Origin of the sequence: Pseudomonas sp. 31 R 17 (genome assembly GCF_900004915.1) — a bacterium.
In the GTDB taxonomy this organism is placed as follows: domain Bacteria; phylum Pseudomonadota; class Gammaproteobacteria; order Pseudomonadales; family Pseudomonadaceae; genus Aquipseudomonas; species Aquipseudomonas orientalis_A.
Window position 1 is genome coordinate 106,100 of sequence record NZ_CVTN01000042.1, and the last position, 15,358, is coordinate 121,457.

The following is a 15,358-nucleotide window of genomic DNA, read 5'->3' on the forward strand; positions in this document are numbered from 1 at the left end:
CAGCGCGCTTTCGTAGACACGTCCGGGCTTAATGAAGCACGTTTTCAATAATGGCCTTCACTACGTAGTTTTCGTCTCGGCGCGTCCAGAAAATCTTATCAATCCCTTCAGCCTTCAATAATCGGTGGATTTCCGGTTCGGCATGCCCTGCCCTGCCCTCCAGAAAACAACAGTCAATAATCCACGTGCGGCGCCCCTCATCCCACTCAGCGTCGTGCAGCGAAAAATCAGGGGCTTTCAACAACCGTTGTTCGGTATCGGGAGCTAAATTGGCCCAGGTGATATAGCCAATCGGCCGATCAAAATCGTCAAAGAAAAACAGTATTTGCTGATGATTGATGGCCGGTACAATCCATGCCCGGACATCCATCAACTTAAGCTCGCGTTTCACCTGGCTTTCCATCGCAACCCAGCAGGCAAACCCTATCAGTGCGGCCTTATCGACGTAGCTTTGCTTTCGACAAAGGGTAAAAACCTTAACTTTTTTACGCATTTAATAACGCCTCCACGTCGGCATAAAAAGCCACAGCGTCGTTGATCACATCCGCTGGCAGGTCCAGTTCATGCAGCCCATGGGCGTGCATCTGCATCCCGCTCTCGTTCTCGATGTAAAAGCGTCCATCCAGCGCATTAAATCGGATGATGGTTTTCCCACTGGCCCAAAACACAGTGGTGAAGTCGCGCTCATCGCAAAAAGCGAGCGTTGCTGCACTGACGGCCTGATTAAATAATCGTGGATAGGCGTCAGGGTCTGCACGGTTAACCGCGGCTATTTTTTGCCGCAACGGCGCCAGCTCCAAAACAAAAGCACGCCGGTTCAAGCGCGTGATATTCATCGCCATATACGCAACAAAATGGTTATGCCTGACCTCGAATGACTGCGCCTTGGAAAACAGCAGCTCAAAAAGACGGTCGTAGCTCTCTACCATTTTTCTGACCAACGCAACATCGGAACACGCCCAACTGAAATCCTGAACGACATCCGTGCTCTTGTTCTTCAATAACTGAATATATAACCGAGCGGCCCAATACTCGTAACCCTGCCAGCCTGCGGTGGTGTGCAGAGAAATCACTTCAAAGGTATCGAACGCCAATACCGCGCTCAAACACGTCGAGAATTCCAAAAACAATCGATCAGCCACGACATCCTCAAGCAGCGACAAAGGGAAACCAGCGCTCACCGCCGTGTAGAGTGACAGCGTTACTTCATACTCGTTTGAAAAGCTCGCCAGCGCTGTGTCGACCATGGTTTGTGCGGCTTCAGGGCTGACAACCTTGTACTTCCCAAGGTAATAGCCCATCTCTTGAATACTGCCGAGGGCCGGCAGATATTCCGTCGTGAATTGACCGACCGTGAAGCCCTCCCACCACATACGCTCCGAAAACGCGGTAGCCCCTGCCAGGTCCATCCATGCGCCCTCCAGCGTTACATTGGAGGCGCTGATACTTTGATGAAAAATTCGCTTTGCCCGAGCCACTGCAAATTGCCGGGCGTAGCGCTTCGCCAGCTCGTCCAGCCCTGTGCCCAGTCGCTCCGTAAGACTTTCAGACGGCTGAGTCAGACTCGATTGCGGTAAAAACGCGACTAACTTGTTCACCGCGGCCTTGACGCGTTTGGCGTCCTCGCTCAGTTCGTCGAATTTTTTTTCCTTGTAATAAATGGCTCTGATGAAGTGAGCCGGCCGCACGGCAGGCATCCTGACCAATAAGCCGCGTGGATGGCGTTCATCGGGCTCTTCAAACTCCACACGCAGATCGATGATTGCCACGGATCTAACGGCGCCATAGGGAAGCGCAAGATGAATGATTTCTGCCCAAATCGACTCATACACCGCCGTATTCAGTGAAAGAAAGCCATTGGCATGCGAGTTGCCATAACCGTCCGGTGGCCTGATCCCGACCAAAGGATTAGGCCCGATACCTTTTGAATGAAAGCGCCCATCGAAACCACACCGCCCGCCGCCGCCGTTATTCAACAAGCCATCACCGCCGTAGCGCTCGGCAAAAAAAACTTTCTTGTCGAGGGCGTAATCAGCGGCGTGAGGTGGCTCGCTGACGATATAGCTGTATTCAGAAAGCAACTCGGCATCGCTCAGGCCGCAGTCGATTTCACCATTACGATAAATGACTTCACCGCCATCGGCCCTGATCGTTTCGAAGGGCACAAACACCTCCGGCAGGTCCTTCAATTGCTTGGCTATCATGAATGGGCACCCTCCCGGATGGGCTCATTGATGGGAAGGACGCTTGAGCCGCCCATAAAACCTGGATAACACCCCGCCACTGAGGCCGATGTAAGGGCGCCATCAAATGAAATCAGTCGATCGGTGGTGGCTTTCCAGTCGGCAAGCCGGTGATAGGCGTTAATCACCCAACTCAGGTTTTCGCAAAGGTTGCCGAAAGCCGAGTTGATCTGCATGACATCGCCGAACATGATGCTGCCGGAAAAAAAACGCGGCACAGCCAACAAACTGCTGAACAGTAGAGACAGCTGGCTGTAACTTTCGGTGAAAAGCGACAAACGCATTTTTACGCCAATGGTCAGGCGCATATTGGCCAGGCTGACTTCAAGCTTTTCGCTTAGATGATTTTTCTCGGCGTGTCGACGGGTGCCGGCCTCGGGAATAGACGACGCATTGCGAAAGCGGATTAGAAAATAACGAAGGTCCGCCTCGGAACGCTGTTGGTTGCTACTGAGCGACACCAGTTTGAAGCCGATTTTCTGGCTGATGTAGGTACCCACCAGTGCATACAAAATAGCAGCCCAGAACATGTAGGCCGGGATAGTAATGCCCGCGAACGTTGCATCGCCCGAAATGCCGATCAGCACCACACTGAACGATATGACACTCGCCAGCGTGTAAATCAGGCCACAGGCAAGGTCGATGGTTTCAAAGGTGAATTTATTGATGTCTTCGGCGATTCGCTGATCAGGGTTATCGACACAATGCTCTACGTGGTCAGGCCGACTCGAGGTGACGACCCATTCGCTAAGATAGTGGTTGGTCAACCAGCGGCGCCATTTAAGTGCAAAGACGTCGACCAGATACGTAATCACAACGGATCGTGCGACGGAAAACGAGATGATGGCCAGCGACACCAACACCAGGCGGTAGAATTTTGCCGCGTCATGGTCCTGAACAGCATTGTAAAAGTGCTTGTACCATTCGTTGATCGCCAACGCCGTCACAACGGCGAGCAGCGAGAGCACAACCAATGAAACTGAAGCGCACCAGGCAAAGACTTTCTCTTCGCTGTTCCAGTACAAAGACAGCACAGAGAGCGTGTTGCGCAGGAAATGCCTTTGATTAAAGGCCATCACATCCTTGTTAAAGATATTTTGATCCATCGGGGAATCTCGGTTAGTACTTCATCGTTATATTTTTATGGGTCTTGCAGCCGATCCCTATCGGCAATCGTCCTCCGCTTGCATGAGGTACTGAGCACTGCTATTGCTGCGTTCTTCGTCACTGATCGGCTCTGCGCGCCCACCGAGATACCGCGCCAGGAACGTTTCGACGACGGCATTGAAGTAGAGCATGTTGCCCGGCCGTTGCAGGCCGTGGCCCTCGTCAGGAAAAAGCAGATAAGTCACGGGGATATCGTTGGCGCGCAAGGCCTCGCACAGTTGATCGCTTTCGTTTCGACGCACCCTCACATCATGGGCGCCATGCCCCACAAGCAGCGGTTTACTGAGTGTGTGCACATGATGAATCGGCGAGCGCTCTCGCAGCAGTGCAAGGCCTGCTGTGGTTTGCGGATCACCGATGGCTTGTATGAATGCGGACCGCAGACTCGCCCAGTAGACAGGGATCGAGTCGATGAAGGTTTCCAGATTGGTGGGCCCGCAGAGGTCGACGCCGCAGGCATAGCGATCAGGACTACGGGTCATGCCCGCTAAAACGGCATAGCCCCCATAACTGACGCCCATGATCGCCACGCGCATCGGGTCGGCGACGCCTTCGCATACCGCCCACTCAACTGCGTCGAGCAAGTCATCGTCCATCTTGCGCCCCCACTCGCCGTCACCGGCATTGATGAAGGTTTTGCCCAGCCCGGTGGAGCCACGGAAGTTCACACTCATCACGTTGTAGCCGCGATTGGCGAGCCATTGATGGTAGCTATTGAATCCGTACTCATCGCGAGTCCAAGGTCCACCGTGAACCAGCAGCACCATCGGGCCACAAGCGGTGGTTGCAGGTGGACGCGTGAGATACGCGATCAAGGCGCGACCGTCTCGTGCACGGAAGCTGACGCACTGCATGGGAACCAGTGTCGAGGTGTCGAAATACGCTTCGGCACTCATCACCGTCGTCAGCAATCGAGTATTGCGGTCATACAGTTGAATCGTCGGCGGCCGGCAATCGATGCAAGTGGAAATGATCCATAAGCGATCATCCCTACTGCGATTGATCAACTGCCAATCGGTGATGCCTGAGGCTGCCAGAAAGTCGATATCCACCTGTATATCGGCATTCAGTGCCGTGTAACGCCGACGCTCACGCGTAACGCCGTACAGGATGGGCTCCTGGGTCACCAGATCGAAGTGCAGGTCGCAAATGTCCGCTCCAGCGTCCTCTGCTATCACCTGCACGTGGCCCGACTCCAGGTCGACGCAGGTCAAGGCGGCGGTATCTCGCTGGCGGCTATCGAGCAGAAAAAGCCGCTTTCCGTCCTTGGCCAACATCAGTGCCCTGGATACGCGCACGTCCTCGATTGGAAAACTCAACCACGGCGACCACCCTTGCGCGCCCTGATAACGAAGAATCTCAAGCTCGCCGGTATCGGCTAAGCGGGTCGCAAAACGAGGCTGATACAAACCATCGAGCACAAAGGAAATGAACCCTGGGTTTTCCAGCGCATGCACATACTGACCGCTCTGCAGGTCCAGGTTGTACAGATCGAAATGCTCAAGCGAACGCTTGTTGCACATGATCAGAATCTGGCCCGGACATTCACGACTTATGGCGACAATCGTCGAACGTACGCCAGCGAAAGGCGTCAAGTCACGGTCGATCCCAGTCTCGGGATTGACGCAATGGATGTGGTAATTCTCGTCACCTTCTGCGTCGTGCAGATACACAAGATGCTCTGGAAGATAAGTCCAGGCATACAGACCGACTCCGCGAGTGCCTGCATTCGTGACTGGCCGGGCGTCGTGCAACCTGTCGATGGGGGCGACCCATATATTCACCACGCCATGCTGCGGCGCCAGCCAAGCCAGGCGCAGGCCATTGGGTTCAATCTGCGGATGGGCATTGGCGGGGTTGCCAAAAATGCACGCCCGCGGGATCAAAGGTACGCAAGATAAGCGACTATTCATGCCGGGCCCTACGTTGCAAACGTGGAATCACCAAGGCGGCGGCAGCCATACCGAGTAGGACGCAATAGGCGAGTGAAGCACTTATGACCTCTCGATTGATAGAGATCGAAAAGGCAAGTTCCCTGGACTGGCTGTAAGTGGTAAACGTCATGCCGGAGAACAACAACAGGCAGATGAATAGGCCCAGCACACCACCGGCGAAGCCAAGCAACCCAATCAGCGCGAGGTGGGCGATCAGGCGTTCACGGCCGAAGCCGATCAACGCCAGCACACGCAAATCGTCAGCATTGTCCATCAATAAAGACTCGATCAACGCCGCCACGCCCGTGGCCGCCACAATGCCGACGAGTACCGCGAATGCGAGGCCAAAGTACATGACCAGATCAATCAAGTCCTGCGCCTGCCCAGCATAGTGCTCACGGCTGTCGCGTATGGTCAGCGTGTCTTTTTCCAGGTCTGCAAGCGTTGCGTTGTATCTGGCCGCCGACGCCGGCGGCCCGCCGAATGCGATGACACTGTAGACCGGCGCCAGGCCGTAATCAGTGCGCAGATGAACCAAGTCGCTCCAGAACTCCGACTCGCGAACGGAGCCTCCCGAAGTGAATACACCGACGATTTTCCACGGCTGTCCTTTCAACAGAATGCTGTGCCCGACAGCAAAATCCGGGTAGTGGTTACGTAGACTGGCCCCGACGATGACTTCATTTTTGTCGGACTGGAACCTTCGACCTTCGATGATCCGCGCATAGTTCGCACCGCTGAGGGGATTGACCAGACTGAACGCCCCGTCAGTCACGCCGCGCACGATAAGCTCCTTATCGCGCCCGTCGGCCTTCTGGCGGGTAAGCATCGCCAACTCCGCGGAATAACCACGCACATGCGCAACGTCGGCGTCGTGTAATTGCTCCAGGTTAAGTGCCTGTGCTCGCGTGACCTGGCTCATCAATTCCGTATTGGCGTGCGCATTGATCATGAAATACCAGCCGGGTTCGCTACTGGCATCCAGCGTCGCACGCAACCCTTCACGTACGGCGAATGTCATGACCACGGCCGCCATGACCACCGTAAAGCTGAGCACTATTGCCGCCAGATACACCGGTTTGCGCAGCAACTGACGCAGGTAGATCACCACCAGCACCCAGGTTTTACTCAACGTCGAAGTCGCTGCGGCGGTTTGTCCAGCGCGAGTCATTGGGAAAAACCTCTGCGGATCAAGCGGCTGAGCGCCGGTGCGGTACAGACCACGGTCAACACACCGCCCACGGCCAAGAGCCGCAGATAGTCCGCCGGATGAAGGCTGATCTCCCCCGGCACCGCCACGGGCAACCATACGATAAGGCGTTGGATAGCAATCCCCAGCAGAATGCTGACTAACACGCCACACACGATGTAACTGGTTAATTGAAAAAACGCGGTGACGATTACCCAGCGCCGAGAAAATCCGAGCCGGTAAAAAATCTGATAATCGGCCAGGGATTTTTGCGTGATCACGTAGAGATTGGCCGCCAGCAAAATAGCCAATAACAGGCAGATGCAGTAACTGACGAAAGCGATGGCGCGCCCGAAGTCGAACAGGCGCGCGGTGAACTGGCGCATGTGCACCTGCAGGGAAGCCGTTTGTGTCGTGCCGCGCATACTATCGTTGCTGAAGTGGACGTCGACCCGTTGAGACAGCGCCCCATCATCGGCCTCCTGACTCGGCTCGATCAGGAAGTAACTGGTCAAGCCCTTGCCTTCAAGGCGGCTGGAATCAAAAAAGTTGTAATGCAGATACAGTCCTGGACGGTTCTCAGGCGTGTTATCAATGACAATTCCCACGATGCGCAAATCCAGCAGGCCGCCATTATCTATAGCCCAGACGCTGGATTGCAGTGGCAGGCGATCGCCCACGGCAAGTTTGTACAACTGTGCAAAACGCTGGTCCACCAGCACGCCATCGCGCGTGCGTTGCCATTCGGCGAGCTGGTTGGGCGCCACCTGTAAGCTGGGATTCAAGGTAAGAAAACTGGCACTGTCCACCGCCAGGGCAGGCACCACCCAACTGGGATGACGGAAATAGGCACCGACCCAAGTGACGTGCGTAACCGCGGCCACCCCTTCGAGGTCGGCAATACGTCCCAAATACACATCGGGCAGCGGCATCTGCGGGCTGAGCCCGTTGACAACCAGCAACCTTCGGTCCGTCTGAGCCTGCTGCGGCGTGGAAAAGACGTTATCAAGCGCCGCTCCCAACTGCAGTAGCAACATGCCAAACGCGATAAAGGCCACGACTAGGACAAAGCGCGCGCGATGTCCACGCAAGCCTCGCCAGATATAGGTCAGTCTGGCGCTCATCGCAAATTCGGCCTGTCATCAACCAGCACGCCATTTTGCAGCCTCAAATGTCGGTCGGCTAATGCCGCGACATTCGGATCATGGGTCACGACAACGACCGCCTTGCGATAGTGGTGACTCAATTGCTCAATGATCGCCATCACTTCCAGGCCAGTCTCTTTATTCAAGTCTCCGGTCGGCTCATCGCATAACAGCACGTCCGGATTGCCTGCAATTGCACGGGCAATCGAGATGCGCTGCTGCTCACCGCCAGACAGCTCACCCGGAAGGTGACGCCGCCGATGGGTCATGCCCACCACCTCTAATGCAGCATCGGCGCGCAGTGCCCGTTCCTTGCGAGACAGTTTCCACAAGTGCAGCGGCAGCATGACGTTTTCCTCCGCTGTCAGAGCCGGAATCAAGCAGTAGAACTGAAAAACAAAACCGATATGGGCAGCGCGTATCTGGGTGCGCAGTGACTCGCTTTTACCGTCCATGCGATGACCGGCAAGCTCCACCACACCTTCATTAGACGGGATCACCCCGGCGATGACGTCCAGCAACGTGGACTTGCCCGAACCGGAAGGCCCCATGATGCTGACCATCTCGCCACGTTGCACCTCAAGGTCCAGGCCCTGCAATACGCGGATACGTTCGCGACCTTTGATATGCGCACGCGCCACACCGTTGAGGCGCAGCACGATTTCATCGTCTGAGGGCGTCTGCAAAAAAGCATTCCTTATAAGAAATCAACGTGTACTGACATGTTGTGTTTGTAGGCTTGCGGGGCTTGCTCCAGGGCAATTCGCACCAGTACGGCAGCCCGTTGCTCGTCAACCAGTGGCGATATATAGGCAACACTGCCGCCCACCGCGAGCTCAGGCAACGCATCGGGTTTGACTGAAACACGTTGCCGGCTTTCGAGTTTCCCCAGGGACTTTTCAGGCACCCAGACCTCGGCATAAAAGTGTCGAGTGTCGACTAATGTCGCAATGCCCGTTCTGGCGAAGCCGCCGGCAGCGGAAACCGGTGAAACCACCTCACCCACCGCAGCATCTAGGGAAACAATGATTCCATCGAATGGGGCACGGATGGTCGCGCGCTCCAAATCGATCTGGCGACCCTGGATATCAATCGCCGCAGACTCAGCCTGGAGCCCATAGCGCCGCACCTCCGCACGGCGCTCGGTGACTTCGGACTTGGCATCCTCATAGTCCTGGGGTGGAACCACTTGTTCGTCCTTCAACAACTCAATGCGCCGGAAACGCGCCTCTGCCAGAGGCAAGCGCTCACGCGCTTGATGCTCGTTGTTCTGCGCGACTTTCAGTTGAACTTGCGCAAACTTCAGTTGGCTGCTCAAGGACGCCGTATCCAAAGCGGCAATGGCATCGCCTTTTTTTACCCGGTCACCGCGTTGTACATAGGTTTTCTTCAAGGTTCCGGTCACCTCGGCGGAAACCGTCGCCAACTGATCGGCCTTGATAAAACCTGCAGCGGTGATTTGCCTGGCCGCACCGGGTACAGGGGCCGTTTCCACTGAGTCCGGTGTACCGACCTCGCGTTTATCGGCCAAAGGCACAGGTTGAGGCTGCGCAGAAAATACCCAGAAGGCGACCGCCGCTGCGCCCGGCAGCAATAGCCACAACCAGCGAGGCCGATGCCGAACCGCCGGCACCGACGCATCCGTAAAGGCGCCGACAGGACGGTTCAATAATTCCAAAGGATCGCGGCTGCTGCTCATTTGATCCATCCATTGGCCATATGCCCACCCACCAGCACCATTTCCGTATGCATCTCCGTAACGCAGGGTTTATCGTCAATCTTCAGCCAGCTGTCTTGTGGCGCCGGAAGCGCCTCGCGAAGTACCAGCCAATCAGTGTCCCGCGCCAAACCGAGCAAGTAGTCCATGCACGCGATATTGCTCAGGCGGCACCAGAACGGCTTGCGGGTTTTGGCGGCGGCGAAAGATTTCCAACCAAAAAAATCGTCGAATTGACCGTTCACAAACACGTCTTCAGGGATGCCATGTTCGGCACACAGCCGTAACAGCGCAGCGACCTGTGCCGAGCTGCTGAGGCCCTCCAGGCACTCAAGCAGCATGCGCGAGCGCAACCACCAGGTTTCCCGCAACAGCACACAGCCGTCGTCTTCCAGACGTGGCTGGTGGCGAAAGTCAGCGTCGAGGTGGCCTGCGCTCACCATTTCAGCGCCTGGGCGCCCGATCTGGACGGGCTCGACCAGCATCGTGAGCAGATACTTGGTCCCCCAGGCCGGCAGCGGCGAAGCGCCGCCCAAGTACTGCAACGCCAGCGGCTGATGATCCGGGCCGATCAGCTCAAGCAGGCCGGTGTCGGCGTTGTGGATCAATTGCATATCCCGCAACAGCAAGTCACTGTCCTGCATAGGTTGCTCATCCAGGCATAACTGCCGCTCGCACAACCGCGGCTGTGCTTGCAGATTGCTTGACTCACCACTGACCGTGACGGTCGCTGGAGCAATCGGGCGATGAACGTCCACAATCCAATCGCGCAATTGAGTTTCGTAGGGATTCTGCTGCGTGCCATTGTTAATGGCCCCACGCGCAAGTTGCCAGGCGGCTCGGTGGTACGCGCCATTTATCACCACCAGCGGTTTGCCGTTAAGGGCCTCGTCCAGGTCAGGCGTTACCAGCTGGAAATACACCGTCAAGGGCAGGCGCAATGCTGCTGGCGCGACGCGGCCAAGAGCCGGGCGTGGAACGTTGCCATTGAGAATGTTTTGTCCCAACGCCAAGTAGGCCGGCCACACGTCACGCAAGAAACCCTCGACGTCCGTGCAGCAGCCTCCTTCTGCGAATCGCTCAATGAAGCATTCACGCAGCCATAGATATTCGGCCGAAATAGTCGCGTACCGACCCACCACATCAGCAATACGACGCAACGTCTGCTCGGCAAACCGCGTCCCGAAACTCAGGGTCAGGCCACTATTGCGCACATCTTCATAGACACTGCTGGCCAGCCGTGGAGGGTGGTGATTGCCAAGTCGGGTATGCAGCTCGGCGATGCCCTCCTCAATCTCATTGAGCAATGCAGGACGCAAGGATGTGGGCGTGTCGGCAAAGGTGCGGGCACGGTTATCGAGTTGGCGCAGCTGGCCTGCCAGCTCGGTCATCTGCGGGTGCTCTTGCATGGCATCGGCCAACAATAAAGCGGGTGCATCATCCTGTGCCTGCCATTGCGGGAGCAGGCGCAGGATGTCTTTGCGTAACAGCTGTTTAAGCAGGCGTTCAGCTTTCTGCGGTTCCCGCTCAATCTGGCGCAGACGCCGCAAAAAATCTTCCCGACCAAAACACGCGGGCAATCCTTGCAACAGCGCGCACAGCGAAGGAGCCAGCCTGGCATTGAGCAAACTTTCCTCACTCCACAGCGTGCCGCGCCGCACTTGATAATCGCGCCCATGGGCACGAAGCGATCGCAAAAAAGCGTTTTCGTCCTGCAAAAAACGCAGGCTTGGATTCAGACAAAATTCAACTTTGTTGCTGTCAGCCAGCGAACTCTCGGCCAACTGCTCGCGCAATGCGACGACCACGCTTCGGCTTAAGCGCGACGTTGCCTGCAACCTTTGGCCATGAGCGTGGAGGTGGCCCAGTTCGCAGGTCGGGTCCAGGTTTGCTTGGCAGGTGGAGGCAAAACTACTGAAGGGACTGACCTTCATTCCCGCACGCAGCATGAACGCCATCAGGGTGCGCTCCAATTGCTTGCGTCGTTTGCGCGGATGCGCCTGCAGGGGCAGCTGTAATTGGGCCAGCAGCCGCGGCGCGGCCAGTCCTAATGCACGATTGAAAGCCGGCTGCGCCAGTGCGTCCTGCAAGATTGCTCGAGTGGTTTCCTGTTGCGCAGCGCAGCTGGACTCCAGACGCGCCTGCAGTTCGGCACGCGTCCTGAATACCTGCTGATACGCTTGGCAGAGTGCGAGAACATCGGGCAATTGCTGTTCGAGCCATGCCAATAGCTCGGCGCTCGCCAGCAGTTCAACGCCGTTGAAGACCTGCCGTTTTGCCCGCAATAACCCTGCGCGATAGGCCGTTGCCGAGGGCTGCGCGACAGCATCGAATAATGCACTGACCAGGTTAAGGGCCAGCACGTGCAATTGCTCCACGACAGAGCGCAGCCGCGCGGCAATCTCACTGACTTCCCGCCCAGGCAACTCAACGCCGTGAGTGGCAGGCAAACCTGCGATGCGTACCAGTACGAACGGCATGATCCGCAGCTCGGTGGCTGCATCTTGGACGCCCTTGGAAGGCAGCGCACACGTCTCGTAAGTGCTCATTGAATGGCCCAGCCGGCGACTTGGATGATGACGAAAGCGGTGACGATGATGTAGAGCGCCGCATAGGCTGCAAAGGCGTTGCGACGAACATTCATGACCGACATAGACGCCCTCCCCCATCGCGGCTGATAAGTCTGTCGGATGTCGCCGAAATACACGTCAAAGGCCGTGCGCCCATCAGAGATTCGAAATGGGGTGAGATTGAAGTACAGGCCGAGCAACACCAGTTGCAACAGCGCCTGTACAACCGCAGTAGCACTGCCTGGTGGCATGAGCATCAACCCGGCGGCAAGCACGCCGGCCAGCAGCAGATCCAGGACGGGGCCCGCAATGGCGACGTGCAGACGTATCGCGTCACCAGGGAACAGATGAATCGCCGACGTATTGATAAAGGGCGACGGCAGCAGGAAACCTCTGAGCATCAGCCCGGCGCCCGACACGGGGCAACCATGCATGCGGCAAGCCACGGCATGCGCCAATTCATGCAGGATCAGCCACGCCAGCACTCCCACGCCAAGGGCTGCCCAATGGACGGGCGTTGAAAGAGCCCATTCGCGCCAGTGGGGTTGGTGTTGCAGGGCCAACAGAATGATTACCGCACTCCCGATCACCGCGCCGCGCAACAACCAACGACGCAAGCGCGCAGGAAGGGTGAGCAAGCGCCCTGCCAGAACTTCGGCCAACGGGTCCGGATTAGGCATCGACCAACGGCCCATGGAGCGCACCTGATCCTCGTCAAGCAACCCGGCGGTGCGCAATTTACCGATAAACGTCTGCAAGGCTCGCTGATGATGCGCCGCAGGATGGTTGGGATAGGCCAGGCCCAAAATGGCGATCAACTCGCTTTCACTCGCGCCGCGCTTGATCGCCAACGCCAGCGTGCAGGAAAGACCTGCCAGCTTTAATGGTCGGCTATGCATGTCACCGACAAGGATCAGCGTGTCGATATCCGGCTGTACATCGATAACCCGCGAATTAAATGAGCAGGCGGGGGATGCTTCGCTTGGGTACGTCATCACGCGCCGTCCTCGATCGGATGGCCCAATACCAATGAGAACAACGGTGTTTCGCAGTAGCCGTCGGTACCCGCCAGACGCATGAAGCCAGCCTCAATAATTCCACCCACCGTGCAACCCACCAACCCGATGGCGAGGGCCTCCAGCCAAGTGGCGACCGCAGCGCCGCCCGCTTGCTGCAACAGCAGTGGGTAAACCGGCCGCCCCATCTGACTGAAGCTTTGCTCCAGATCCGCCATGAAAACCAACGCTACGCCCGCTTTTTGAAAGCCCTGCTGATTGAAGCATTCAGCGAACATCGCCGGGGTCAGCGGGCTTGCGCGCTGCACCCATTGCTCAGGAGCAGGTTTGCGGCAATCGTAGATGCCCGGCGTCATGGACCCATCAGGGCGCATCAGCAGCAGCCAGGGCCAGACGTCCAGTCTCGGGCCTCCCCGTTCTTGGTGAGCAACCAAGGCCCGATGAGCACTGACAACCAGCCTGACCAGGCACGAGGTACTGATCGGCTGTTCGGCGTAACGATAGGTTGCACGACGGCCCAGCAGCAAAGAGGCAACATCCAACGTGTTGTCGCGACCCTCTGGGCTTGGAGACACCCAGCCTGGGAGGGATTGTCCAACGTGACACGCACGAGTATGGCCGGCGCCGATCAACAGCTCCTGCGCGGTACTGCTGCTCGAACTCAAGCGCTGATTGGCAGGGGCCGACATCGGCCCGCCAAGATGCAGAACGCTGCTGGCGATCTGGGCATTTTCCTGCGTGTTGAGATTCAGCAGCTCAGCACAGCGCTCGGCTTGCAGCAAGGCGGGCTGCACGACCCTCAACCCGAAGACAGAAGCCACCAGAGTGGCGTATTGGCAGGCAATACCGGCATCCCAATGCACAAGGTTAAAGCCGAAATCCTGGTACTTGTTGCGTACGCGGCCCAAGTGGCTCGAGGCGACTAGCGAAACAGGGCACGGTGCGTGCTCTGTCCCGTATAGCAACTGGCGCAAGGCAACAAGACTGGCGACCTTCACAGGGATCAAAGAGTCAGTCTCACCGTCGTAAAGATAAAGACCGGATGCCAGCTGCGCCAAATGATTGACCAACACATAAAAACTGCATGAGCGCAGGCTTCCTCCCGAGGGCGCGATGCGCCGCCGGCTGCCGTCTTCCAACGTTTGCTCGCCGACTGCATACCGCAGAATCGCCGCCAGCTGCGCCAATGACGGTTCGTCGCACGCTGCTTGCACACTCACTCCTCCAGCGTGTGAAGGAAGTTCGGCCGCCGCCGGCAACGTCAGGGTTCCCAGCGCATAGCTGCGAGTGACGGGAGCACCATAAAGCTTTAGATTGGCCATCTTGAAATGGCCTTCGAACAGGCGCGGAGCCAGCCACTCCTTGGGAGGCATGCGCACACTGACGTGATGCACCCAAGCGGCAAACGCCGGATCATCGGGAGCCAGGCAGGCGGCTGTCGCAAGCCCCCCAAAAAGGCTGCCGGGGATTCGCGCGATGGGTTTGTTGACGGGATAGGCACCGCGACTATCAACAGGATGCACGCGAACTTTGTTCAGATAGGTTTCGGTCAACAACCCCAATGCAATCTGCAGCCACTCATGAGCAATGTAAGCACACTGGAACTCCGCTTCCAGCGGGTCGGCCAAGGGCGCCGGTGCGCTCAGTTGCAACCTGGCGCAGCGATGACTTGCGGACAGCCCAGGCAACACCAGGGGCCCCAGATGCATGCAATCGCTGCCAAGCGTACCGATGAAATAAGGTCTTTTCGAGGCATGCAACGCATCGGCGACCTTGAGCAGTTCTTCATCCTCAACGCCACCCGAGAGTACGAGCAGGGCATGAGTATGCTCAGAACCTGCCACCTCAGCAGCGCTGTGTACTACGCGAAGCGTTCCCAGCGTGCCGTCTCCAAGGCTGGCGCATAACGCGGCGCGTACAGGCTGAGGACACGCCACCAGTAATCGGACGGCATCGGCTTGGGCGATGGCTGCGTCACGGTTTGCATGATATCCGGAGGAACCGCAGAAGCGCGCGGCATAGCAGCCCACAGGCTCATCGTTGCCGCTTTGCGCGTCGCCGTCCTCTAGCAGACCATAGCGAAACAACAGGGATACCAGCCCTGTGACACCGCCACTGAAGTGCGACGCCAGGTCTTGTGAAATTTCTTCGAGACTGTGGCGGCCGTCCAGCAGAGCAAGCAACTCACTGAGTTTCTTCAGCCCCTGTGGGCAACGCAGGGTTTGTGGTTTCTGAGTGCCATAAAAAGTCACCGCATCGGGCCCAGCCGGCACCACGACTAACTCACGCAATAGCTTTGGTCGTGCAGGCAGTCGCTCCAATAATTCATCTTGCCCACCGAACTGCTGCCCTGAAAGGTTCGCGCTCATACTCCATT

Annotated in this window: 11 protein-coding genes; all 11 read right to left on the bottom strand. The window is 57.3% G+C overall.

The window, feature by feature from the left end:
• Positions 1-28 precede the first annotated feature (28 nt).
• Genes BFP89_RS04415 through BFP89_RS04465 form a run of 11 tightly spaced genes read right to left on the bottom strand, consistent with a single transcriptional unit; the run spans position 29 to position 15,350 of the window.
• On the bottom strand, positions 29-493 hold the full coding sequence (locus tag BFP89_RS04415) for a toxin-activating lysine-acyltransferase (RefSeq protein WP_065884361.1): 465 nt from the start codon (positions 491-493) through the stop codon (positions 29-31).
• On the bottom strand, positions 486-2,204 hold the full coding sequence (locus BFP89_RS04420) for a hypothetical protein (protein WP_065884362.1): 1,719 nt from the start codon (positions 2,202-2,204) through the stop codon (positions 486-488). The genes BFP89_RS04415 and BFP89_RS04420 overlap by 8 nt, the downstream gene beginning before the upstream one ends.
• Complete coding sequence (locus tag BFP89_RS04425) at positions 2,201-3,349, bottom strand: SbmA/BacA-like family transporter (protein WP_065884363.1); 1,149 nt, start codon at positions 3,347-3,349, stop codon at positions 2,201-2,203. The genes BFP89_RS04420 and BFP89_RS04425 overlap by 4 nt, the downstream gene beginning before the upstream one ends.
• Positions 3,350-3,406: 57 nt before the next feature.
• Positions 3,407-5,323, bottom strand: a complete 1,917-nt coding sequence (locus BFP89_RS04430; RefSeq protein ID WP_065884364.1) for a S9 family peptidase — start codon at positions 5,321-5,323, stop codon at positions 3,407-3,409.
• Positions 5,316-6,515 carry an ABC transporter permease gene (locus tag BFP89_RS04435; RefSeq protein WP_176718388.1) on the bottom strand — a complete coding sequence of 400 codons (1,200 nt, stop codon included), beginning with the start codon at positions 6,513-6,515 and terminating at the stop codon, positions 5,316-5,318. Before BFP89_RS04435 ends, BFP89_RS04430 begins: the two co-directional genes overlap by 8 nt.
• Positions 6,512-7,657, bottom strand: a complete 1,146-nt coding sequence (locus BFP89_RS28865; RefSeq protein WP_065884366.1) for an ABC transporter permease — start codon at positions 7,655-7,657, stop codon at positions 6,512-6,514. Before BFP89_RS28865 ends, BFP89_RS04435 begins: the two co-directional genes overlap by 4 nt.
• The gene (locus BFP89_RS04445; RefSeq protein WP_176718389.1) at positions 7,654-8,337 is read right to left on the bottom strand and encodes an ABC transporter ATP-binding protein; all 684 of its coding nucleotides are present in this window, start codon (positions 8,335-8,337) and stop codon (positions 7,654-7,656) included. The genes BFP89_RS28865 and BFP89_RS04445 overlap by 4 nt, the downstream gene beginning before the upstream one ends.
• Positions 8,338-8,375: 38 nt before the next feature.
• Positions 8,376-9,377, bottom strand: a complete 1,002-nt coding sequence (locus BFP89_RS04450) for an efflux RND transporter periplasmic adaptor subunit (protein ID WP_065884368.1) — start codon at positions 9,375-9,377, stop codon at positions 8,376-8,378.
• Entirely contained in the window at positions 9,374-11,944 is a 2,571-nt protein-coding gene (locus BFP89_RS04455) for a lantibiotic dehydratase (RefSeq protein WP_065884369.1), read from the bottom strand. The genes BFP89_RS04450 and BFP89_RS04455 overlap by 4 nt, the downstream gene beginning before the upstream one ends.
• A complete protein-coding gene (locus BFP89_RS28870; protein WP_065884370.1) occupies positions 11,941-12,960 on the bottom strand; it encodes a hypothetical protein in 1,020 nt (339 codons plus the stop codon). The genes BFP89_RS04455 and BFP89_RS28870 overlap by 4 nt, the downstream gene beginning before the upstream one ends.
• Positions 12,960-15,350, bottom strand: a complete 2,391-nt coding sequence (locus BFP89_RS04465) for a SagB family peptide dehydrogenase (protein WP_065884371.1) — start codon at positions 15,348-15,350, stop codon at positions 12,960-12,962. Before BFP89_RS04465 ends, BFP89_RS28870 begins: the two co-directional genes overlap by 1 nt.
• Between the last annotated feature and the right edge of the window lie 8 nt (positions 15,351-15,358).